Here is a 20,913-nt window from a genome sequence, read left to right as displayed (position 1 = left end):
TACAATTTTTAATAATTGTACAACCGTGAAGTTAATTTAAGAGCCGTCTGGTTGATAAGGGTATGAATTCAACGTGCTGCGGGCAACAAAAAAGTGTACATAAAATGCATTAAATCACAGAGAGATGGCGCATGCGGCTTTGACATGCGCCAGAGAGAAGGTCAAACCGTTACAAGCCGAACTTTTTTTCAGGCCAGGCGACGGCAGGAATGCCACCGAGCGCTGGTTTTGCGAAAAGATGCCCCTGGAAGAGCGTAATGCCTGCGGATTCGAGCCACATCCACTCTTCGGCTTTCTCCACGCCCACGGCAGAAATCGCGATTTCCAGCGACGCGCAGCATTTGATCAGCGCCTGCACAATGGCCTGTCGCGGGCCGCTCTTATGCACATCGCGAATAAGCTCGCGGTTGATTTTGATGCGGTCTGGCTGGAACTGCGCCAGCAGCAACAGCCCGGCGAAACCGGCACCAAAGTGGTCAATCGCCACGCGCAGCCCCGCCGCTTTTAGCTGGCGAATCGCACCGGTAAACTCATCGAGACGGGAAATCACTTCGCTTTCGGTAAACTCAACAATCACCTGATCCGGCACCAGCCCGTTGGCGTGGATCTCCTGTACCAGAAACTCCACCGCGCCAGGGATTTTCACCAGGGTCATCGGCTGCAGGTTTACGCACAGCGTCTGCTGGCCAATATTCAGCGCGCCGGCGATTTCAAACGCCGTTTTCTTGCTCTTCAGATCGGCCTCATACAGCGCTTCGCCTTCCAGACCTTCAAAAAACGTCTGCGGCGGCGCGCCGTCAGGGGTACGCAGCAGCGCCTCCAGCGAGACCACTTCGCGGGAGAGCGGGTCGATAATCGGCTGAAACGCGAAGGTACAATCGGTACGCGCGCTGACAGACGCGGGCGCCTGAACGCCGTCGTCTTCGATGATGAAATCCCAGCTGTCACCCGGCGGGATCTCAAAATAGTTTTCTTTTTCAGTGGCTTCGACAAACGTCTGGAAGAACTGCAGCGCGCGGTCGCCGTACACCAGCTGGTATTTCGAGGTGCCTTTATCCAGCACATGCTGGAGCACTTCGTCACGCTCATAATCCCGTAAATCAAAGAGTTCCATACCCGATTTACCGAAGCGACGCGACGGCGCGTAGTCGCACAGCAGCTCCACCAGATTGTAATGACGCGTATCCGCGCAAATGGCGCGATAGATAGCTTTAACCCCTTCTTCCGGGCCTTCCAGCAGCTGGAAAAAGTGGCGGCCGTTAAAGAGCAGAATGCCGGTCACGTCGGCCTGGCCATTTTTGTTATTCGCTGCATCCACCATCTCTTCCAGCACGGTGACCGGAACGTCGTCGCAGATATGGCTGCGATAAATTATGGTTGTGAGCATCATGCATCCTGTGAATAGGTGAATAAGCAGCCACCTTAACAGATGACCTGCCGGGCGTCTTGCAGTGATGTCTATAAAGAGACAAATAATGAGTCAGGTAAGGATTTTAGCGACTGAGGCTCAGGTGGGTTTCTGTACAGGTTTTTACAAAATGGTTACGTCCATCCCGCCTTGTACAAGGCAAAACGGCATATTTTGCACGCCAGGATGCATAATAAGTACAATTTCAGACCAAAAGCTAAAAATAAATTTTACTGTAACCACATGAAATTAATGAACTAGTTATTATTTGCGCAAAAAAAGATCGCTAACTTATACAATAACGGTGTACAAGATTCACGTAATTAGTATACTGCTAACTATTCCTTGCGTAGTTACGAAATTTTAACAGGAGTGACATATGCGTCAGAACGGTTACATTCCGGATACAGCTAATGCCATTGCCCGATACTTTGATAAAGCGGCTCTGCCGACTCAGCAAGAAACATTAGGGCAAATCGTCGTAGAGATCCTGCGCGATGGTCGTCTCCTGAATAAAAAAAGTATTTGCACCAAATTGCTTAGTCGTCTTGAAATGGCGTCCAGCGTTGAAGAAGAAAGTCACTATCAAACGCTGATCGGTCTGCTTTTTGATCGCTAACACCAGGGCGTTCTTTCACCGAACCGTTTCCTGATGATTAAGACAATTGTGGCGGAGGGATATGGCAGGCCTTAGCACAGCCTGACAATTTTCAGTGGCAGGACGCCACCGGAAAGAAGTTGTATCCCGCGCGTGTGGCGCGGGACATGCGGCATTCAGAGACGCATTTATGAACAGAAGTGAAAAAGATCAACTGACAGATGAAATCATCGGAGAGGCAGTACTGTCTCTGCTGAGAGAAAAAGGCCCGATCAATATGCGGGTACTGATTGCGCGTTTGCGCTCGATGGAAACCAGCGAGTCTGATCCCGGTCGACGTGAGGCCATTGCCCGTGTCATCACCGAAATCAGCGCGACGGCGGTTTCCGGACGGCGTAACGGCACGCGTGAGCGTAAAGAATGGAGCGGCGATAACGTCCATTCGCTGTTTGGCGAGAGTGCGTCGCCGGACAGCAGTAAAAAACACTGACTACATCAGCAACTTTCAATTAAAACGGTGCCAGTACATGAGCCAGGTGATGCTTAACCCCATTGATTTACAGGCGGATCTGCCCGACACGGCACTGTCTGAATACTTTCGTAACGCCGGCGATATGCTGGCGCAGGAAGCCGCACTGCTGGGCGCGGTTGTGAGCAACATTCTTGCGACCGACGGTCACCTGACGCATAAAGCGATTATTCTGCAGCTCATTGGCGTGCTGGAAACCACGGATGACGTGGTGATGGCTGACGTCGTGCGCAAAACGCTGGAAATCGTTGTCGACCATACCGTAGACGACATCTGATCCTGACGTTGTATTCCTTCTTTTAAAAGCCAGCCCGTCTCTCACTTCGGCTGGCTTTTTTCTTTGTGACACCTTTCCCCTCCTTCTTCTATCATCATTTCACGGCCAAACCGATAAGACAGAAGAGCAATTCTTGATAATCGCGCAGCTTTCAGATATTCACGCCGCACCGGATAACGATAATCTGGCGCGTTTTGACAACGCCCTGGCGTGGCTTACGCCGCTCGAACCCGATGTGCTGGTGATAAGCGGTGATCTCACCGACGACCACTGGCGCGACGGTTATAGCGCCATTGCGGCGCGGCTGGAAACATTGCCCTGCCGGACGCTTATCCTGCCGGGAAATTCTGATGACTGCGCCGCCATGCGCGCGGTCTGGCCTTCGCTGGCGCAGGAAGGGCCGCTGCATGCGGTTGTGGATACGCCTGCGCTTCGCGTGATTGGACTGGATTCTACCGTGGATGGAAGTGCGGCGGGCAGCGTGGCCGCGCATCTCGACTGGCTGGCGCATCAACTGGATCAGGCAGGCGGACGACAGACGCTGCTTTTTCTGCATCATCATGTATTTATGAGCGGCATTCCCTCGATGGATGCGGCGGCGTGCCGCGACGCGCAGGCGCTCGGCGCGCTGTTGCGCCATCACCCGGCAAAACCGCTCGCGATTGCCACAGGGCACGTTCACCGCCCGGCGGCGGGAATGCTGGCCGGTATTCCGGCGTACATCTGCGGTTCGGTCTGCCCGGCGAACCCGTTATGGCTGGGTGGCTCGCACGTGCCTGCGGTCTTCGATCCGCCCGCGCTGATGGTGCACCGGCTTGAGAAGGGCACACTCGCCAGCCATTTTATGGCGGTCTCACCGGTGAATGGCCGCTGACCGCTTATCAGTACAACGCGGCGAAAAGAATGGATTACAGCGCCGCAATGGTCTCAACTTCATGCTGAAACACCCACGGATCGGAGAGCAGCTCAAACTGTTCATCGTCAGGGTAGGTCACCGCCACCTGATAATCCTCACCTGCAAACGCCTTCACGGCGTTCAGATCTTCCCAGTAGGTTGCCAGGAAAAAATGCGCCCGATCGCCCTGTATTTCCTGACGGACAAACGCGCCACGGTTACCGGCAGTGCGCTGCGAATGCTCCACGCCGGTTTTCTGTAAATGCGCGGCAAAGCCGTCGGCGTGTTCCAGCGGCACGCAGCCATGCCAGGTTCTGACTATCATGTTTTCTCCTTTATTAAATGCTTAATCAGGCGCAGCCCAGCCGAGATAACCAAAGGCGGCGCGGTGAATGCGGCGCTTCAGCGCAGCCGGCGAGCTCTCGCCTCGCGCGATGGCCATCGCGATCATGCCCTGCACCAGCGCGATGACATCCCATGCCGTGGTCTCACTCTCTTCAAGCGCCGTTGCAACACAGCGATGAAGCGTGGCCAGCATCGCCTGCTGATGCGCCTGAAATTCCGGCGCTGCCTCCTGCAAATCCAGCGTGCGTGCAAGCGCGGGCCGTGCAAACTCATAATCCACAGCTGCGTCAACCATGCCTGAAAGACGATCCGCCGGATCGGGACGCGCCGCTGCGTGCTGCATGGCCGAAAGCAGCGATTCATGTTCGCGCGCCACCAGCGCCGCCGTTAAGGCGTGACGGTTCGGGAAATACTGATACAGCGAGCCGATGCTGACGCCTGCGATTTCCGCGACGGCATTCGTCGTGCAGGCCGCCGCGCCCTCGCGCTCGAAAATGCGAGCCGTCGCCTCGATAATCGCCTCCACCAGCGCGCGTGAACGCGCCTGGCGCGGCGCTTTACGCGGTGTCAGCGGCGGCTGAATGGCATACATAAACGCGAGTCCCTGAATATAACGTGTCCCGATATCATAACGGCGTCGTCTTAACACAACATCTACAAGCATTAATAGTTTTCAGGGAGAGCGTTATGAATACCGCACCAGAGACCGTCACGCTGTTTATGCTGGTGAAAGCCAACCGTAGCTGGCTTGATGCCAGCGCCGACGAACGCCAGCGTAATATCGCCACGCACCTTGCGCCTTTACTCACGCAATATGAGGGCGCGCTCAGGCTGCGCTATTTCGATACCGAATTTTACTCTGCGCGGATTTCCGATATCTGGATCTGGGAGGCCGCAAACCATGCCGTCTGGCAGGGCTTTACCGAAGCGCTGCGCGATACGCCGTTCTGGAATGATTTCTTTGAGATCAAAGAAATTCTCCAGGGCGTCGAGGCACAGCATCTGTAAGCGATGGCCTGCGGAGGCGGCTCACCTCACGGTATCGGCTTTCAGAAACGCCCGCACGTCATCTATGATAAAAAGCGTGAATGATAAACGCCGCTTTATAATGTCGCTGTGAGACGCTGAAAGGATGCCGCTGCCATGCCTGTAAACTTTGACCTGAACGATATCTATGCGTTTCGCGCATTAATGGAGTACGGCAGTTTCCGGCTCGCGGCGGAGTCCATCTGCCTGTCGCAATCGGCGCTCAGCCGCCGCATTGAAAAGCTGGAGACAGCGCTCGGCGCGCGGCTCTTTGACCGCACCACCCGGCGCGTGGCGTTGACGCTCTACGGGCAGAGTTTTGCCGAGCGCTCAGAACAGCTGCTGGCGAATGTCGAAGCGGTGCTGGCGGATATTCAGCAGGCGAGCCAGGAACGCACGGGGCTTGTCACCGTCGCGACGGTGCCGTCGGGCGCGTATTACTTTATGCCGGACATTATCCGTCAGTTTCAGGCACGCTACCCGCGCGTGCGCATCAAACTCATCGACAGCAGCGTCGGCAATGTTATCGACGCCGTCAGCAGCGGTCAGGCCGATTTCGGCATCTGTTTTGGCAGAAACCTGCCGCCGCACATTGAGTTTGTGCCGCTGGTGGAGGATGTCTACGTGGCAGCCTGTCGGCGCGATCATCCGCTCGCGAAAAAAACGCAGCTCACCTGGAAGGCGTATTTTGAGCAGGATTATATCAGTCTGGATAAAGTCTCCGGGAACCGTACCCTGCTCGATCAGGCGCTGGGGCACATTACGCCCGCGCGTCCAAGTATTTGTGAAACCCGCCATGTCACAACGGTGCTTGGCATGGTGGAAGCCGGCATTGGCATCGCCGCGGTACCAGCAATGTCAATGCCTGTGGCGGGGCACTCCGTTCTGGTGCCGCTGCGGCTTGTCGATCCGGTCGTCACACGCAGCGTGGGGCTGATACGCCGCAGCGGGCGTATTCAGTCTTACGTGGCAGCGGAACTCGAAAAGCTCATCACTGAACAGTATCCGCCAGCCTGACCGGCGCTTTTTGCGCGACCGACCGCATGCCGGTGGCGCGTACCACCTTTTGCGCGTCGGGTGACGCCAGAAACGCCAGCAGCGCGCGGCCTTCGGCGGCATGCGCCGCGTTGTTCGTTACCGCGCCCGCAAAACGGGTGATGTACTGCACGCTGTCAGGCAACTCGCCGACAAACGTCACGCCGGGCTCCGGCAGCAGTTCGCTGACCTGCTGAAACCCCACGGCATACTTCCCTTTCGCCACTTCTGACGCCACCGGAATGCGCTCCACCATCCGCGCGCGGGTCTCCACCTGCGCCTCTATCCCCAGTTTTTTAAACAACGTCGTACTGACATAGCGACCGCTGGCGCTGTCGGAATAGGCAATCGAACGGGCCTGCAGCAGCGTCTGGCGCAGCGCGTCCGGGGTGTTTATCACGGGCACCGGCGCGCCCTGCTTTACCACCATGCCGATGGGAGAATCCGCAAGCTCCGTGCGCGACCCCGGCGCGGTACGCCCCGCTTTTTCAAGGCTGGTCAGGGCGTCGCCCACCATGATCACCACATCCGCCTTTTCGCCGCGCGCCAGCCGGTTCGGGATCGCCTGCGGCGTTTTGCCCATCGACGGGCCGGGAACGATCACAATCTGGTTGCCGCTCTGCGTTTCATATCCTGGGCGGAGCTGTTCCAGCGCCGCCTTAAAGCCGCCTGAAATCATCACCGTAATTTCCTGTGCCAGCGCCACACTGCTTAACGGTAAGAGCGTCAGCGCGGCTATCCATGTCGTCATTCTCTTATGCATGGCGGCGTCCTGCGGTCTGTAATGTCATGGTACTGCGGCGGTAAAGGTAGAGCGTCGCCAGCAGCGCGCAGAGCGCGGCAAAGCTCATCCAGTAGCCGGGTGAGGCTTTGTCGCCGGTGTACTCAATCAGCGCCGTGGAAATCACCGGCGTAAAGCCGCCGAAAATCGCCGTCGCGAGGCTGTAGGCGAGCGAAAAACCAGCGACACGCACCTCGGCGGGCATGATTTCAGTGAGCGCCGGGATCATCGCGCCGTTGTACAGGCCATACAGAAAAGAGAGCCACAGCAACACGCCCAGCATCATGGAAAAGCCAGGTGACGCGGCCAGCATCATCAGCGCCGGATACGCGGTGGCCAGCGCCAGCAGCGTCATGGCAATCAGCACTGGTTTACGCCCGAAACGGTCAGAAAGCGCGCCACCCACCGGCAGCCAGAAGAAGTTGGAAATCGCCACCAGCAGCGTCACCAGCAGGCTGTCCGAGGCGCTCAGCATCAGCACTTTTTTGCCGAAGGTGGGCGCATACACGGTGATGAGATAAAACGCCGTGGTGGTCATTGCCACCATCATCATGCCCGCGACAACCACCGGCCAGTGGGTCAGCAGCATGCGGAACACCTGTTTCATGTCGAGATGGTGACGGCGCGCGCTGAACTCCTGCGTCTCTTCAAGCTTGCGCCGCAGCACGAAAATAAACGGCACAATCAGGCAACCAAAGAGGAACGGGAGCCGCCAGCCCCAGCTGCTGATGGCCGACTGATCCAGCGCCGCGTTGAGGGCAAAGCCCATTGCCGCCGCCACCATAATGGCGACCTGCTGGCTGCCTGACTGCCAGCTGGTGTAAAAGCCTTTGCGCCCCGGCGTCGCGATTTCGGCGAGATACACCGACACGCCGCCGAGCTCCGCACCGGCAGAAAAGCCCTGTAACAGGCGGCCAATCAGCACGAACAGCGGCGCCCACAGCCCGATGGCCTCATAAGACGGGATCAGCACAATCAGAAAGGTGCCCGCCGCCATGATAGAGAGCGTCATAATCAGCCCTTTGCGGCGGCCCACTTTATCGATGTACGCGCCCAGCACTATCGCGCCGATGGGGCGCATCAGAAAGCCTGCGCCAAACACCGCAAACGTCATCATCAGCGAGGCGAACTCACTGCTCGCCGGGAAGAACGTGTGCGCGATGTAGGTGGCATAAAAGCCGAACAGGAAAAAATCAAACTGCTCCAGAAAGTTGCCGGACGTGACGCGCAAAATAGCGCCGATCCGGGAACGGGTGTTTACAGGTGAGGTAGCGGAATGCATTGATGTCTCCAGTTGTCATTAACGCTTGTGGTTGCGTCTCTTACTGAAGACTGGAACAGAAATATCGAGGTAATAAGCGTAATAAACGCATCGTCCGATGCGTTTTATGCATCAATCGCTTAGCGGTTAGCCATAGCGCTTTTATATACAAAGATTTAACAATCACACCCAGAACGGGAACAGGCCCGGATGAAAAAATGCCAGTTTTCCGTTTTGTGACAAAGGCCTGAGTGTGAACGTGCATGTTTACCGAATTTTCACAACCCTCAGGCCCGCTTATGGAAAGCGACCGGCACCGCTACACCAGCAAATTCTGTCCGATAAAATCGTCGATATCGTCCTGTGCCTGGCGGAGCGCGTCATCAGAAGGCAGCGTGTAGAGATGATCGCTGTAGCCGAACAGCATGGCGTCGAGCTGCCTTGCGAAACGCGCGGTATTGACAGGGCGAAACACGCCTTCCTGCGCGCCCGCCGCGAGAATATCCACCAGCGCGTCATGCCAGCGCGCGAGTATCGATTCCATTAACTGCGCATACTCAGCATTATGGGCCGCGAGCTGCCACAGCGAGCCGTACAGCTTCGCGGTCGGGTCCGGCGTGGTGGAAATCACCCCTTCGATAAACGCTTTCAGCCTTTCGCGGGCGGGCAACGATGCCGTCCGCAAGACAAATTCATTCAGTTCATTCTCAAGAAACGTGGAAATCGACTCCACGCACAGCGCCTGCCAGTTTTTGAAATAGTGATAGATATGGCTGCGCGAAATGCCCAGATGCTCCGTCAGATCGCGCGTTTTGACGTTTTCAATGCCCTGTTCAATGAACAAGGCGATCGCCGCATTAATGATTTTCTCTTTCACAAAGGCCCGCTCTGCTTTTCTCTGATTGACTTTGAGCAGTTGCTCAAATAGCATCCCACCCCACTTGAGCAAATGCTCTAACTGAAGATTAACAGAAATCATGAAGACGCACAGCGTAAATATCCCGACCTCACCTGCCACTGCCAGCGCCGCCGGCACGCTGAAAACGCTGGCGCGACGCCACCGCAAAAAGCTCTTTTTTACCTTCTTTCTGGTGATCGCCGAGAACGTCACATACCTGCTCTACCCGGTGCTGGCGGGGATCTGCATTAACGCGATTCTGGCAGGCAACGTCTGGAACGCGATGCTCTACGGCCTGATGGTGCTGTTTATCTGGCTGCTGGGCGCGACGCGGCGTAGTGTCGATACGCGCACGTTCGCCCGTATTTATGCGGGCCTCGCCGTCTCGGTGGTGCTGGCGCAGCGGCAGAAAAGCCTTAACCATTCGACGATTGCGGCGCGGGTCGCGCTCTCCAGAGAGTTTGTCGATTTCTTCGAGCTGCATCTGCCGACGCTGATAACCTCTGTGGCGTCCATGGCCGGTGCCGCCGTGATGCTGCTGCTGATTGAGTTCTGGACGGGGATGGCGTGTCTCGGCATCCTGGCCGTGCTGGCCTGCTTTCTGACGCGGTTTACCCGGCGCAATGAGGCGCTTTACGGCAGGCTCAATAACCGGCTTGAAAAAGAGATCGATATGGTGTCGCACGCCGCGCCGCGCGCCCTGCAGCGGCATTACCAGCTGCTGGCGAGGCTTCGCATCACGCTTTCGGATCGTGAAGCGATGGGATATTTCACCATTGGCGTGCTGGCCGCGCTGCTGTTCAGCTTTACGGTGATGATGATGACGCACTCAGCCGCGATCAACGCCGGGCATATCTATTCGGTCATGACGTATATGTGGATGTTTGTCACGAGTCTGGATGATGCGCCGCAACTGCTGGAAAAGTATTCACAGCTGAAAGATATCGGTAAACGCGTGACGACAGAGGCGGAAACCGCGGCCGCTGAATAACATCGGTAAGTCTGTGGCCGCCCCGTTGGGCGGCCTGGGATCACGCATGATCGCGCAGGAAAACCGTCAGCACATCCTTAAACGCGACGCCGCCGCATTCGGCAACCAGCCAGCCGACCGCGCCCCGGTGATAGGTGCCGTGGAAAAGCATATGGTTCAGCATATCAAGCGCTTTCATCTCGCCGTGGCTACCGTCGGTAAACCGAAAGCGAATGGTCTCATCGAAATCCGCCTCGCTCATCGCGCTCACGTGGGCGATATACCCGTCCACACAGTCGCGCATTGTCGTTTCCAGTGTTTCAACATCCGGCGTTTCCGGGGTATTGAGCGCCGTATAGCCGTGCGCCTGTCCCGTCAGGTTGGCCTGAAAAATGCGGTCGACCACATAAATATGGTTCATCAGCCGCTGCATCAGGCGACGCTTCTCCGGGTGCGCCGTGGCGTCAACGGCTTTGACGGACGCCAGCGTTCCGGCATCGGCCCAACGCTTATATTTCAGCAACGTAACCAGCGTATCCCTGTTCATTCGGTTTTCCTGTTGAGTATTTACTTATGCCACTAAATTAACACAGCGCTGCGCTGACCGTGGCTGCCAATATTAAGGGTTCAGGAAAATCTGTGTGTGCATTCCGGTATACTCGCTGCGGCGTTAACACTTGATAAAAAGGCCCTGTCATGCGCACACGTCCCGCCTCACGACTGCTGATTATGAGCCCCGATCACCGGTTATTGCTGTTTCGCTTTACCCACCGCGACGACGCGCTTGCCGGGCGCACCTACTGGGCGACGCCGGGCGGCGGCGTCGAAGACGGAGAGTCCTTCCAGGAGGCGGCGATACGTGAATTACGGGAAGAAACCGGTATTGTGCGCACATCCTCCGGCCCGGAAGTGGCGCGGCGCACCTTTACGATGCTGTTACCGAATGGCGAAACGGTACTGGCCGACGAGCGCTTTTTTATCATTCACGTTGACCATGAAGAGACCGACTTTTCAGGCTGGACCGCCAGCGAAAAGCGCATCATTCACGATAACCGCTGGTGGTCGGCAGAAGCCCTCACTAACACGACCGACACCATCTACCCGCGGGAACTGCTGCTGCAGGTAATGGCGGCGCACTGAAGGCAGATACCTACAAATTTCCACGGGTTTACAGCCAGGCTCAGGCTGTTAGTGTAACTTCTGACCTGAGGAAAAATGCCATGAACCTGCCGCTGCAACTCGAAGATACGCTCTTTACCGCCATGAAAAACTCTGACGTGGCGGCCCTTACGGCGTTAATCGCCGACGATCTGCTCTTTATCAATCACGCCGGACAGCGCGTCACCAAAGCGCAGGATATCGGCCTGCATAGCAGCGGTGCCATTACTATCCAGGCTATCGAGCGTGAATCCTTTGAATCCCGGCAAGATGAGCACTGTATTATTATCGATACCTGCGTGGTCATCACCGGCACTTACGCCGGTGAGCCGCTGAATGGTCGGTTTCACCACTTTCGCACCTGGGTTAAACGCCACGGTGACTGGCAGGTTCTCGGTTTAAAAACCACGCTACTCTGACGCGCGCCCCCGGCGCGGCTGAAGCAGCAGGCTGAACGCCGCAGGCAGGACGGTCAGCGTCACCACCGTCGCGACGATAAGCCCGCCGATAATGGCGAATGCCATCGGCCCCCAGAATACCTGATGCGAAATCGGGATCATGCCGAGGATCGCCGCACAGGCCGTCAGCATAATGGGCCGGGCGCGGTGCTGTGCGGCGGTGGTAATCGCCGCGTTGACGTCCATACCCTGTTGCAGATTGCCGTCGACCTCCGTTATCAGAATAACCGCATTGCGGATGATCATTCCGGCCAGCGCGATAATCCCAAGCAGCGCGACAAACCCCAGCGGCGTGCCGGTGGGCAGCATCGCCAGTACCACGCCCGGTAGCCCGAACGGAGCCATCAGCAGCGCCAGCAACATGCGTGAAAAGCGGCGTAGCTGAATCATCAGTAGCACCAGCATGACGATGAGCGTTACCGGCAACATGCGATACACCGAGCGGTTGCCCTTATCTGATTCCGCCACCGCGCCCGCCTCTTCGATGCGATAACCCGCAGGCACCCGCGCGCGGAATGCGTCAATGGCAGGCCGCAGTCCCAAAGCCGTAGCTTCAGCGCGAAGCCCCGGTGCGAGATCGGTCTGCACGGTGATAAACGGCAGCCGCTGATGACGCCAGATAACCGGATCGTCCAGCCCCCACACGGGGGTTGCCACCTCGCTGAGCGGCACTTTACTGCCGCTCGCGGTCGGCACCCTCAGCGCAGAAAGCGTGGCAATGTCGCGCCGTTCCGCATTGTTGCCGCGCAGCACAACATCCACCAGCCGGTCGTTATCGCGCACTGTGGTGACCGTCGCGCCGGACCAGACCGTGTTCAGTAACTGTGCCAGGCTCTGCGAGGAGACGCCCACGGCGCGCGCCGCCGTCTGGTTGACCTCAAGCGTAATGACCCTCTCCGGCTCGCCCGCCGTCAGGTTCACGTCACGCGTCAGCGGCGATGTGCCAAGCGTACCGGCAAGCGCCCGCGCGAGGCGTTGTACCTGCGCATAGTCCGGCCCACTGACGCGATATTTCAGCGGCCAGCCGACCGGTGGCCCTAGCTCCAGCGGCGATACGCGGGTGGTGATATCGCTGAACTGCGTCGCCATCAGGGTGTCGAGCTGGCGACGCAGGCGATCGCGCGCCTGAAGATCTTTTGCCACAACGACCAGCTGCGCCGTGTTTTCATTGTCCTGAAGGATCTCCATCGGCAGATAAAAGCGCACCGCGCCGGTGCCCACATACGCCGAATAGCGATCGATATTCGTGTTGCCGCGTAGCGCACGCTCCAGGCGTTCCACCTGGTTTTGCGTCTGCGTCTGTGACGCGCTGGCGGGCAGCGAAAGGGTCACCAGGAGTTCCGGGCGATCGGAGGCCGGGAAAAACTCCCCCTGCATAAATGTGGTGCCCCAGACCGACACCCCCAGCGCGAACAGCGCGCCGCCTATCGTCACAAGCCGGTGGCGCAACGCCTGTTGCAGAATTCTGTGATAACCGCGCGCCAGCCAGCCCGGTTCGTTGTGATGACGTTTGATCTGTGCGGGCAGCAGCCAGGTGCCGGTCAGTGGCGAAAACAGGATCGCCACCACCCATGAACAGAGCAGCGAGATTGCCACCACGACGAACAGCGAGTAACAATATTCCCCGGCGCTGGAGGCGGCAAAGCCAACCGGAATAAATCCGGCAATCATCACCAGCGTGCCGGTGAGCATCGGAAACGCCGTGGTTTTGAAAGCCCAGGTCGCCGCGCGTTGACGAGAATCGCCCGCCTCCAGTCGCGCCACCATGGTTTCGACAGCGATCATGGCGTCGTCCACCAGCAGACCAAGGGCGATAATCAGCGCGCCGAGTGAAATGCGCTGTAGCCCGATGCCCGCCAGCATCATGCCTGCGAACGTCATCGCCAGCACCAGCGGAATGGCGGCGGCCACCACCAGACCGGCGCGCATGCCGAGCGACACAAATGACACCGCGAGAACAATCAGCACTGCCTCCACCAGCACATGGACAAAGCCGCTTACCGCCTCGCTCACGACAGTGGACTGATCGGCCACTTTCACCATCTCGATGCCGTGCGGCAATTGCGCCGCGCTCTGCGCCATGCGCGCGTTCAGCGCCTGGCCAAAATCCAGCATATTGCCAGTGGGTGCCATCGAAATCGCAAGCCCGATGGCAGGCTGTCCGTTCACGCGAAACTGCGGCACAGGCGGCTCGGCAGGCTGGCGGCTCACGGTGGCGATATCGGTCAGCGGAATGTAGCGGCCACTGATATGCAGCGTCACGGCGCGCAGGCTCTCCTCCGAGGTGAGCGCGCCGCTGACGCGGATCGCGATGTTATCTCCTGCGGCGCGCAGCGTTCCGGCGGGCTCGACGGCATTCTGCGCCTTCAGGGCGTCACTCACCTCTGTTATATCAAGCCCCATCCCGGCGAGCTTGCGGGGAGAAAAGGCGATAACTATCTGCTCCTGCGGCTCGCCGAGCAGCGTAATTTTGCCCACGTCATTTAACAACATCAGCCCACGCCGGATAGCCTCCACCCGCTCGCGCAACGCCTGCATGGAATAGCCTTCGGCGGTAAAGCCATAAATCGTGCCGAAGGTGTCGTCAAACTCATCATTCACCACGGGCCCCTGCACGCCTTGCGGCAGCGACGAAGCGATATCCTGCATGCGGTTGCGAAGCGTGTTCCATATGCCCGGCACTGCCTGCGGCGGCGTGTCGTCGCGCAGGTTGACGTTGATAACAGCGGTACCGGCGCGGGTTTCACTTTCGAGGTTATCAAGCCAGGGGATCTCCTGAAGCTTTTTCTCCAGCACATCCGTGACCAGATTTGTCGTGTCAGTCACCGACGCGCCAGGCCAGCGTGCCGAGACAACCGCGGTTTTAATGGTAAAAGCCGGATCTTCATTACGCGGCAGTTGTTCGTAACAGAGCACGCCTGTCGCGATAATCAGCAGCATAAAAAAACTCACCAGTTGCTGGTGCGCCAGCGCCCACGCCGAGAGATTAAAGGTCGGTTTCATTTACATCGCCTCGCCAGGGATGACCTTTTCACCGGCGCGCAATTTACTGACGCCCGCCACAATCACTTTATCGCCAGGACGCACGCCGCCTGCGATGATGACGCTGTCTGAGGTGTACTGCGCGATAGTCACTGGCCGCGGCTGCGCCCGCTGTTGCGCATCGATGATAAAGAGCGTCGGATGACCATTCAGGCGGGTGAGCGCGCAAGCGGGCACGGTAAAACCCGGCGTCTGCGTTTGCGGGAGCGCTACCGTGACGCTCGCGCCGAGCGCCATGGCGTCAGGGGGATCCGTTAAAATCAGCCGCACTCGCCAGGTGCGCGTCTGCGGGTCGGCCTGCGGACTGATGTCCCGCAGCACGGCGGTCGCGGTGATGGCGGGCTCCGTGAGTGAGGCGACTTGCCACCGGGCCTGCATCGCGCGCGAAAACCGCTGCGGATCGCTGACATCCAGCACGACGTCACGCGCATGGCTGGTAGCGAGTGTGAAGATGCTCTGCCCGGCGCTTACCACCTGCCCTGCCGACGCGCTGACGCTGGTAATCACGCCGTCGGCAGGCGCCGCCAGTTGCGTCCAGTCAAGGCTCTCACGCGCGTTACGCAACGCGGCCTCGCTGCTTTTCAGCCGCGCAACGGCGCTCTGCCAGTCCGCCCGCGCGCTGTCGAGCTGGCTTTGGGCGATAGCGCCGGACGGCATTAGCTTCTGCATACGCTTAAGATTCAGCGCTGCCACCCGCTCCGCCGCCTGCGCGCCCTGGCGCTCCGCCTCAGCGCTGGCCTGCTGGTTTTCGCCGGTGGCGCGCTCAAGCGTGGCAAGCAACTGCCCCGCGTGAACCGTGGCACCCATGTCCACTTCACGGCTGGCGAGTCTGCCATCGGTACGAAAGCTCAGGGTGGTTTCGTCATGGGCGCGGATCTCGCCTGTGCGCAGGTCAGCGTGCGCAGGCGAGGAAGCTGTGATAACCAGATACCGCACCGGACGTGGCGGCGCGGGCCGGTCGGTCTGATGATTGTCGCCACAGCCTGTTAAGAGTGGCAGGATCGCAGCCAGTACCACAATGGGTAGCAGGGCAAAGAAAGAAAAAGCACGCGCCGCATGGAAAAGATGCTGCACGCAATGACGAAAATAATCGGTGAATGCTTCGGACATGACGCCGCTCCTTCAGGAAATCAGCGTCATTTCAGCGTGGTTGCGTCGAGATTCGTTCGTTTTTGCGTCAAGAAACCATCAAGCCAGCAATTTTTATTGGCTGGCATCGACAGTGGGCAGCGTCACGCCGATCCATAAGCCGCCCCCTTCCGGCAGTGCCGCCTGGATATCGCCGCCGTGGGCCTGGCAGATTGCACGTGCGATAGAAAGCCCCAGCCCGCTGCCGCCAGAATGGCGGGCGCGAGAGGTCTCCGCGCGGGTAAAACGCTCAAACATTACCGGCAGAAAACTTTCCGCAACGCCGGGCCCGTCATCCTGAAAATCGATCCGGTAGCCTTCTGCCGTAGCGTGCAGCCGAATATCGAGCCGCCCGCCAGGTTTGCCATAGCGCAGCGTGTTTTCCATCAATACCGTAAAGACCTGCCCGAGACGCAGAGGATCGGCGTACAGCGGCGACGCCGGTGCGGCATGGATAATCACGCTGATGCCTGCCGCGTCAGCCTGCGGCTTCAGCCAGGCGGCGCGCTCGCGCAACAGTTCATCAAGGCTTATCGCTTCACGATCGAGGATCAACTGCCCTGCGTCGGCGAGCGACAAGAGATGCAGCTCATCCGTCAGACGGTTCAGCAACTGAAGCTGCTTCATCACCATCGCCAGCTGCTGCGGATCGGACGGAAAAACGCCGTCCAGCATCCCCTGCAGGCGGCCCATCGCGGCGGTAAGCGGCGAGCGCAACTCATGGGCCATCGCCACGTGGGAGGCGCGCAGCTCTTTTTCATACCGCGCGAGCTGGCGGGTCATGGCATTGAAATCACTCGCAAAACGCACCATTTCCGCAGGCGCTTCCCTGACCAGCTCCGCCTGACGACCGAATTCGCCCTGCGTCACCTCTTCTGCCGCCTCCCGCAACTGACTGAACTGAGCCGACAGCGGGCGGGCATATTTCAGACCCATAAAAACGATAAATGGGATCATGACCAGCACCAGCACGCTAAGCAGGAGCCAGTCGCCGGAAGCAATGGAGGGCGTGGAGTAATTCAGCCCCCACCAGGTATCCACGATGTAATGAAAACGCGCCGGATCGGCCTGCGGGTTATCCACCAGCCGGAGAAATTCGTCACGCAGCGCGGGCGGCATCCTGTGCAGATTCCAGTAATTCTGCACCGCGAAGCGCAGCCACATGCAGACGGCGATAACGATAACTGTCCCGACGGCGAGCGAAATTATGCGCCCGCAGATCCAGCGCCAGAGAGACTGATGATGGTTATTCATGGCTGGCGAAACCGGTAACCGATGCCGCGCACATTGACCAGCACCCCGCGCAGGCCGCTATTCTCAAGCTTTCTGCGCAGGTTATAGATGTGCGTGTCGACAACGCGTTCCAGCGCCTCGCTCTCCGGCAGGCAGCGCTCAAGCAGGTACTGACGGGAAAAAGGACGCGTGGGATGGCGCATCAGCTCGGTAAGCAAAGAAAATTCAGTGGGAGTGAGCTCAAGGTATGTGGTTACGCCGTCCCGGTCTGTCGTCGCGGTGATAGCGACCGTATCCACGGTGAGCGTTTCCCAGCGCAGTATTTCGTCCTGCACCGGTGCTTTGCAACTCCGACGCAGCACCGCCTGCACGCGCGCGACCACTTCGCCAGGATGATAAGGCTTCACCACATAATCATCGGCCCCGTAGCGCAGCGCGCCGATGCGATCGGGCGTATCGCCCATGGCCGTCACCATGATCACCGGAACATCGCTGCTGCGCCGCAGGGTCGCCAGCACTTCGGTGCCGTTCATGACAGGCAGCATCACATCCAGCAGCACCAGATCCGGTTTCCAGCGTTGCGCTTTTTCAAGCCCGCTGCGACCATCTCCCGCGATCGCCACGTCGTAATTTTCACGCCGCAGATAGGCCTCCAGTACGCTGGCGGCATCGGCGTCATCCTCAATCACAAGTACCCTTTTGGTTGTCATCTGTTCACCTTGACAGTTTCTTAACAGTTTCCTGACCGTTCATTGATATGAGTGGCCCAGAATGCGCGTCGAACACGGTAGCCAGCCGTTCAGCCATACATTCTCTCGTCCAAAAGGAGACACGATGATAATACGAAACCGGGCGCTGTCCATGCTCATCCTGTTGCCAGGTATTGCCATCGCACAGGAGCCTCCGCCGGACAGCCTGACGGTGGGCGCAGCCGCGGAGTATGCGCCCCGCTACAGCGGTGACAATCATAATACGTGGTCTGGAGTTCCCGTCGTGCAGGCGAGGCACGGCGCGTTCTTTTTCGATACGGAAAAGGGGCTCGGATACGATCTGCAAACCGACAACGGGCTGTGGTTTGAACATTCACTGGGCGTGAGCCTGGGGCGCGGGGAGAAAAACAGCGCCTGGCGCGAGGGAGCGGATTCGCTTAAAGGCATGGGCAACATCAAAACCGCGCTGAATACCCGCCTCGCGCTCGGCTGGTCGGTCACGCCGTGGCTGACGCTGGAAGGCCAGGCAACACTGCCGCTCACCGACAGCCAGGGCATGCAGTATCAGACATCGTTCACACTGGTGCCCTTCCAGAGCAAGGCTGACACGCTGGCACTGGAGTCGGCAGCCCTCTTCGGCGACAGCCGCTACCTCAATACTTTTTACGGGGTCGATGCGCAGCAAAGCGCACGCTCTGGTTATACGCCTTACCGCACCAGCGGCGGGTTTTATGGCGTCAGCAATAACCTGAGCTGGAGCCACCAGTTTGATGCGCACTGGGGCGCGACCCTCAGCGCCGGTTACACATGGCTTGCTGATAAAGCCGACAACAGCCCGATTGTGCATACACGTAACCAGACGACCACCGCGCTGGCAGTGACATACACCTTCTGAGGGCGCGTGCACAACCACACACCAGACAAAGGTGACGCTGCGCGTGTGCTTAATGTTCTCTTAACCTGGCGAGAGGACAATGGCGGATATTTTCTGCCTGACTGTCTATTTAAAGTCACGTTTAACGCATTTTCACAGCAATTTTATACAGGTGCAGCACTATGCAGTTCAAAAACGTCATCGGAAACCTGACAGGCTGGCAACCCTGTGACGCGGCCCATTACGCGCGGATATACCATCAGTTCGGCGGTTCGATTTGCTGTCATCCTGATGTGCTGCATTTCTTAAGTCGTGAGCAAAATCTGACGCTCCGTTATTTCGCGCTCAGAGATGGTAATGAAGATACAGGTGCCTGCTTTTCCGTCAATGGAAAGTGCAGCCTGCAGAACCGGCATTATCCTGTTGTCTTTGATGATGTGTTATTCCCCCTGCGCGCCAATAAACGCGGCTATCTGCCGGTCACCAATAAACGCCTTTCACCCCACCATAAAGGCGCGTTTGTGAATGCGCTTTTCTCCGGGCGACTTAAGCATAAGGTTGCGTATATCAAAGAGAGCATCTCGAAAACGTCGGAGAAAAAGCGCCGCAAGGAGTTTGAGAAATTCTGCGCCATGGGTGGTGTGGTGCGTGACGCGAGCCATTTTTCCTCAGAAGAGTTAGCCGCGATATATATCGAGCTTTTCACCCTGCGCTGGCAGGGAAAAATTTACTGCTTTAAATATGAAGATCTGGTGCGCACCTTTGATGCGCTGCGGCACCTGATTTTTGGCAGCATACTGTTTCTGCATGACAGGCCCTGCGCGTTCGATATTATTTTTATGTGCAACAACCCTGAGTGGATCTATTTCGATGATATCAATGGCGGCTACGATCCGCAGTACACCACCCTCAATCTGGGCAGCATTTTGTTATGGCTGAATACAAGCAACGCCCGTGCACTATGCGCCAGAGAAAATAAGACGATGCGTTTTTCGCTCGGGATCTATAAAGCGTTCTGGAGCTATAAAAAACAGTGGTGCGATATTATCCCGCTCGGCAGAACTTTTTTCTGACTAGGGGCGTGAATGCAGGAAAACTGGCGCTGACCAGTTTTCCTCACTGCTGGTCACATTTCCGGATTGAGATAACAGACGCGCAAACGGTGGCCGTCCGGGTCCATCGCCGCGAAGGTGTAACCGAAATCAAGCTCGACCGGGCTCTGGATCACCGTCGCGTGACGCTCCATGCACCACAGCGTATAAAAATGTTCGACCTCGTCCCGCGCCTGCACCTTAAAGACGATTTCACCCGATGGCACCGGCGCACGCTGATTCACGACCGGCTCAACCGTATAGCATGACCACAGCCCCAGCTTAAAACCGTTCTCCAGCACGAATAACGCGAACGTAGGTTGTTTCTCAACCGGCTCGCGGCCGAGCAGCGTGGAATAAAAGTCAGCGCTCTTAAGGACGTTCTCAACATAGAGAATAGACATATCGGCAGTGATCATTTGGCTCTCCTTGTGTAGTGAGCCATGACAGTAACAGCGGGGTGTGACAGTTTTTGTCAGTAGGTTTTTGCCTGCGCAATCCCTTCCGCGCTCTTCCACTCTTTCAGCAATTTATAGCGCGATTGCGGACACAACTGCTCGCTAATGGCCACCTGTTGCATCCGGTCGATACGAAAATGGCGGAACGCCTGGCGCAGCTCGCACCAGCACGCCAGTACCCTGACCGCGTCAAAAAAACCCAGCGCAATCGGCCACACGAGACGCGATGACGCCGTGCCGTCTTTATCGGTATAGACCAGCTCAAGCTTTCTGCGCTGATGGATTGCGCTGCGAATATCCGTCAGAAACCGAAGGCTACCTTCATTGCCGGTCGGTGCCACCATCAGCGACGGGGAATTTATCTGCTGCGCGAGATTCTCCGGAAGAATGGCGTGAATTTTCGCCACCGCGTTACGGGCCGCGGCTTCCAGTTGCGGGTCGGTATGGCGCATCACCCAGTGCAGGCCGAGTATCAGCGCGTCAACTTCATGCGCATCAAACATCAGCGGCGGCAGGTGGTAATCGGATTGCAGGACATAACCAATCCCCGCGCTGCCTTCGATATCCACACCCTGCATTTTCAGCGTCTCGATATCGCGATAAATACTGCGCACGCTGACATCAAGCCGTTCCGCGAGCGTCATCGCCGTCACCGGGTAACGGTAGGATCGCAAAAGCTGGAGCAGTTCTAAAAGCCGTTGTGTCCGGGTCATGTCGGGTCTCGGGTGCAGTACGTGT

At 57.9% G+C, this 20,913-nt stretch carries 24 protein-coding genes; 11 read left to right on the top strand and 13 right to left on the bottom strand.

Annotated elements, in window-relative coordinates:
* Positions 1–169: 169 nt before the first annotated feature.
* Positions 170–1,387: a diguanylate phosphodiesterase gene (locus G6041_RS20470; RefSeq protein ID WP_041460765.1), complete on the bottom strand. Its 1,218-nt coding sequence runs from the start codon at positions 1,385–1,387 to the stop codon at positions 170–172.
* 400 nt (positions 1,388–1,787) lie between these two features.
* Here G6041_RS20470 and ycgZ point away from each other — a divergent pair, with 400 nt between their 5' ends.
* The 4 genes from ycgZ to G6041_RS20450 all read left to right on the top strand — a co-directional run bounded on the left by ycgZ (position 1,788) and on the right by G6041_RS20450 (position 3,686).
* Positions 1,788–2,027 carry a regulatory protein YcgZ gene (gene ycgZ / locus G6041_RS20465; protein ID WP_007670514.1) on the top strand — a complete coding sequence of 80 codons (240 nt, stop codon included), beginning with the start codon at positions 1,788–1,790 and terminating at the stop codon, positions 2,025–2,027.
* Positions 2,028–2,196: 169 nt separating this feature from the next.
* A complete protein-coding gene (locus G6041_RS20460) occupies positions 2,197–2,496 on the top strand; it encodes a hypothetical protein (protein WP_007873152.1) in 300 nt (99 codons plus the stop codon).
* 37 nt (positions 2,497–2,533) lie between these two features.
* Complete coding sequence (locus tag G6041_RS20455; RefSeq protein ID WP_007854451.1) at positions 2,534–2,812, top strand: biofilm development regulator YmgB/AriR family protein; 279 nt, start codon at positions 2,534–2,536, stop codon at positions 2,810–2,812.
* Positions 2,813–2,945: 133 nt separating this feature from the next.
* Complete coding sequence (locus G6041_RS20450; protein WP_011998946.1) at positions 2,946–3,686, top strand: metallophosphoesterase; 741 nt, start codon at positions 2,946–2,948, stop codon at positions 3,684–3,686.
* A gap of 34 nt (positions 3,687–3,720) precedes the next feature.
* On the opposite strand, the gene G6041_RS20445 is transcribed toward G6041_RS20450, so the two are convergent.
* Both G6041_RS20445 and G6041_RS20440 read right to left on the bottom strand, forming a co-directional pair.
* On the bottom strand, positions 3,721–4,032 hold the full coding sequence (locus G6041_RS20445) for a hypothetical protein (RefSeq protein ID WP_007854431.1): 312 nt from the start codon (positions 4,030–4,032) through the stop codon (positions 3,721–3,723).
* Between the two features lie 21 nt (positions 4,033–4,053).
* On the bottom strand, positions 4,054–4,716 hold the full coding sequence (locus G6041_RS20440; protein WP_011998945.1) for a TetR/AcrR family transcriptional regulator: 663 nt from the start codon (positions 4,714–4,716) through the stop codon (positions 4,054–4,056).
* 23 nt (positions 4,717–4,739) lie between these two features.
* Here G6041_RS20440 and G6041_RS20435 point away from each other — a divergent pair, with 23 nt between their 5' ends.
* Both G6041_RS20435 and G6041_RS20430 read left to right on the top strand, forming a co-directional pair.
* Positions 4,740–5,060: a darcynin family protein gene (locus G6041_RS20435; RefSeq protein ID WP_011998944.1), complete on the top strand. Its 321-nt coding sequence runs from the start codon at positions 4,740–4,742 to the stop codon at positions 5,058–5,060.
* A gap of 135 nt (positions 5,061–5,195) precedes the next feature.
* Complete coding sequence (locus G6041_RS20430) at positions 5,196–6,095, top strand: LysR family transcriptional regulator (protein ID WP_011998943.1); 900 nt, start codon at positions 5,196–5,198, stop codon at positions 6,093–6,095.
* On the opposite strand, the gene G6041_RS20425 is transcribed toward G6041_RS20430, so the two are convergent.
* The 3 genes from G6041_RS20425 to G6041_RS20415 all read right to left on the bottom strand — a co-directional run bounded on the left by G6041_RS20425 (position 6,070) and on the right by G6041_RS20415 (position 9,032).
* Positions 6,070–6,876 (bottom strand): substrate-binding domain-containing protein, encoded by an 807-nt coding sequence (locus G6041_RS20425; RefSeq protein WP_011998942.1) that lies wholly within the window; start codon positions 6,874–6,876, stop codon positions 6,070–6,072. The two genes, G6041_RS20430 and G6041_RS20425, sit on opposite strands and share 26 nt — an antisense overlap.
* Positions 6,869–8,176, bottom strand: coding sequence for an MFS transporter (locus G6041_RS20420; protein WP_011998941.1), 1,308 nt, complete (start codon positions 8,174–8,176; stop codon positions 6,869–6,871). Before G6041_RS20420 ends, G6041_RS20425 begins: the two co-directional genes overlap by 8 nt.
* 298 nt (positions 8,177–8,474) lie before the next feature.
* On the bottom strand, positions 8,475–9,032 hold the full coding sequence (locus G6041_RS20415; protein WP_007854412.1) for a TetR/AcrR family transcriptional regulator: 558 nt from the start codon (positions 9,030–9,032) through the stop codon (positions 8,475–8,477).
* A gap of 100 nt (positions 9,033–9,132) precedes the next feature.
* On the opposite strand from G6041_RS20415, the gene G6041_RS20410 reads away from it, so the two are divergent.
* Entirely contained in the window at positions 9,133–10,044 is a 912-nt protein-coding gene (locus tag G6041_RS20410) for an ABC transporter six-transmembrane domain-containing protein (RefSeq protein WP_011998940.1), read from the top strand.
* A gap of 40 nt (positions 10,045–10,084) precedes the next feature.
* Here G6041_RS20410 and G6041_RS20405 read toward each other — a convergent pair whose 3' ends face one another.
* Positions 10,085–10,570: a DinB family protein gene (locus G6041_RS20405; protein ID WP_011998938.1), complete on the bottom strand. Its 486-nt coding sequence runs from the start codon at positions 10,568–10,570 to the stop codon at positions 10,085–10,087.
* A gap of 149 nt (positions 10,571–10,719) precedes the next feature.
* Between G6041_RS20405 and G6041_RS20400 the strand changes: the two genes are divergently transcribed.
* Together G6041_RS20400 and G6041_RS20395 are read left to right on the top strand one after the other, a co-directional pair.
* Positions 10,720–11,163, top strand: coding sequence for an NUDIX hydrolase (locus G6041_RS20400; RefSeq protein WP_071818052.1), 444 nt, complete (start codon positions 10,720–10,722; stop codon positions 11,161–11,163).
* A gap of 80 nt (positions 11,164–11,243) precedes the next feature.
* A complete protein-coding gene (locus tag G6041_RS20395) occupies positions 11,244–11,600 on the top strand; it encodes a nuclear transport factor 2 family protein (RefSeq protein ID WP_007854402.1) in 357 nt (118 codons plus the stop codon).
* Here the strand turns inward: G6041_RS20395 and G6041_RS20390 are convergent.
* The 4 genes from G6041_RS20390 to G6041_RS20375 all read right to left on the bottom strand — a co-directional run bounded on the left by G6041_RS20390 (position 11,592) and on the right by G6041_RS20375 (position 17,752).
* Complete coding sequence (locus G6041_RS20390) at positions 11,592–14,642, bottom strand: efflux RND transporter permease subunit (protein ID WP_011998936.1); 3,051 nt, start codon at positions 14,640–14,642, stop codon at positions 11,592–11,594. The genes G6041_RS20395 and G6041_RS20390 overlap by 9 nt on opposite strands.
* On the bottom strand, positions 14,643–15,791 hold the full coding sequence (locus tag G6041_RS20385) for an efflux RND transporter periplasmic adaptor subunit (protein ID WP_011998935.1): 1,149 nt from the start codon (positions 15,789–15,791) through the stop codon (positions 14,643–14,645).
* 93 nt (positions 15,792–15,884) lie between these two features.
* The gene (locus tag G6041_RS20380; protein ID WP_011998934.1) at positions 15,885–17,063 is read right to left on the bottom strand and encodes a sensor histidine kinase; all 1,179 of its coding nucleotides are present in this window, start codon (positions 17,061–17,063) and stop codon (positions 15,885–15,887) included.
* On the bottom strand, positions 17,060–17,752 hold the full coding sequence (locus tag G6041_RS20375; RefSeq protein WP_007854387.1) for a response regulator: 693 nt from the start codon (positions 17,750–17,752) through the stop codon (positions 17,060–17,062). Before G6041_RS20375 ends, G6041_RS20380 begins: the two co-directional genes overlap by 4 nt.
* A gap of 124 nt (positions 17,753–17,876) precedes the next feature.
* Here G6041_RS20375 and G6041_RS20370 point away from each other — a divergent pair, with 124 nt between their 5' ends.
* Both G6041_RS20370 and G6041_RS20365 read left to right on the top strand, forming a co-directional pair.
* Complete coding sequence (locus G6041_RS20370; RefSeq protein WP_011998933.1) at positions 17,877–18,647, top strand: MipA/OmpV family protein; 771 nt, start codon at positions 17,877–17,879, stop codon at positions 18,645–18,647.
* Positions 18,648–18,808: 161 nt separating this feature from the next.
* Positions 18,809–19,699, top strand: a complete 891-nt coding sequence (locus G6041_RS20365; RefSeq protein WP_011998932.1) for a hypothetical protein — start codon at positions 18,809–18,811, stop codon at positions 19,697–19,699.
* A 53-nt stretch (positions 19,700–19,752) separates the two neighbouring features.
* Here the strand turns inward: G6041_RS20365 and G6041_RS20360 are convergent, their stop codons facing one another.
* Entirely contained in the window at positions 19,753–20,136 is a 384-nt protein-coding gene (locus G6041_RS20360) for a VOC family protein (RefSeq protein WP_011998931.1), read from the bottom strand.
* Between the two features lie 56 nt (positions 20,137–20,192).
* Positions 20,193–20,888 (bottom strand): helix-turn-helix transcriptional regulator, encoded by a 696-nt coding sequence (locus G6041_RS20355; RefSeq protein WP_011998930.1) that lies wholly within the window; start codon positions 20,886–20,888, stop codon positions 20,193–20,195.
* Positions 20,889–20,913: the final 25 nt, after the last annotated feature.

It is taken from the genome of Cronobacter sp. HA18003, assembly GCF_011605905.1.
Lineage (GTDB): Bacteria > Pseudomonadota > Gammaproteobacteria > Enterobacterales > Enterobacteriaceae > Cronobacter > Cronobacter sakazakii.
The sequence above is the reverse complement of the archived record's forward strand: the minus strand, read 5'-3'. Positions and strand labels throughout refer to the sequence as shown.

Coding starts and splice junctions, on each gene's coding strand:
- G6041_RS20470 (WP_041460765.1), bottom strand. CDS start 1,387: ATGCTCACAACCATAATTTATCGCAGCCATATCTGCGACGACGTTCCG.
- ycgZ (WP_007670514.1), top strand. CDS start 1,788: ATGCGTCAGAACGGTTACATTCCGGATACAGCTAATGCCATTGCCCGA.
- G6041_RS20460 (WP_007873152.1), top strand. CDS start 2,197: ATGAACAGAAGTGAAAAAGATCAACTGACAGATGAAATCATCGGAGAG.
- G6041_RS20455 (WP_007854451.1), top strand. CDS start 2,534: ATGAGCCAGGTGATGCTTAACCCCATTGATTTACAGGCGGATCTGCCC.
- G6041_RS20445 (WP_007854431.1), bottom strand. CDS start 4,032: ATGATAGTCAGAACCTGGCATGGCTGCGTGCCGCTGGAACACGCCGAC.
- G6041_RS20440 (WP_011998945.1), bottom strand. CDS start 4,716: ATGCTTGTAGATGTTGTGTTAAGACGACGCCGTTATGATATCGGGACA.
- G6041_RS20435 (WP_011998944.1), top strand. CDS start 4,740: ATGAATACCGCACCAGAGACCGTCACGCTGTTTATGCTGGTGAAAGCC.
- G6041_RS20430 (WP_011998943.1), top strand. CDS start 5,196: ATGCCTGTAAACTTTGACCTGAACGATATCTATGCGTTTCGCGCATTA.
- G6041_RS20425 (WP_011998942.1), bottom strand. CDS start 6,876: ATGCATAAGAGAATGACGACATGGATAGCCGCGCTGACGCTCTTACCG.
- G6041_RS20420 (WP_011998941.1), bottom strand. CDS start 8,176: ATGCATTCCGCTACCTCACCTGTAAACACCCGTTCCCGGATCGGCGCT.
- G6041_RS20410 (WP_011998940.1), top strand. CDS start 9,133: ATGAAGACGCACAGCGTAAATATCCCGACCTCACCTGCCACTGCCAGC.
- G6041_RS20405 (WP_011998938.1), bottom strand. CDS start 10,570: ATGAACAGGGATACGCTGGTTACGTTGCTGAAATATAAGCGTTGGGCC.
- G6041_RS20400 (WP_071818052.1), top strand. CDS start 10,720: ATGCGCACACGTCCCGCCTCACGACTGCTGATTATGAGCCCCGATCAC.
- G6041_RS20395 (WP_007854402.1), top strand. CDS start 11,244: ATGAACCTGCCGCTGCAACTCGAAGATACGCTCTTTACCGCCATGAAA.
- G6041_RS20390 (WP_011998936.1), bottom strand. CDS start 14,642: ATGAAACCGACCTTTAATCTCTCGGCGTGGGCGCTGGCGCACCAGCAA.
- G6041_RS20385 (WP_011998935.1), bottom strand. CDS start 15,791: ATGTCCGAAGCATTCACCGATTATTTTCGTCATTGCGTGCAGCATCTT.
- G6041_RS20380 (WP_011998934.1), bottom strand. CDS start 17,063: ATGAATAACCATCATCAGTCTCTCTGGCGCTGGATCTGCGGGCGCATA.
- G6041_RS20375 (WP_007854387.1), bottom strand. CDS start 17,752: ATGACAACCAAAAGGGTACTTGTGATTGAGGATGACGCCGATGCCGCC.
- G6041_RS20370 (WP_011998933.1), top strand. CDS start 17,877: ATGATAATACGAAACCGGGCGCTGTCCATGCTCATCCTGTTGCCAGGT.
- G6041_RS20365 (WP_011998932.1), top strand. CDS start 18,809: ATGCAGTTCAAAAACGTCATCGGAAACCTGACAGGCTGGCAACCCTGT.
- G6041_RS20360 (WP_011998931.1), bottom strand. CDS start 20,136: ATGATCACTGCCGATATGTCTATTCTCTATGTTGAGAACGTCCTTAAG.
- G6041_RS20355 (WP_011998930.1), bottom strand. CDS start 20,888: ATGACCCGGACACAACGGCTTTTAGAACTGCTCCAGCTTTTGCGATCC.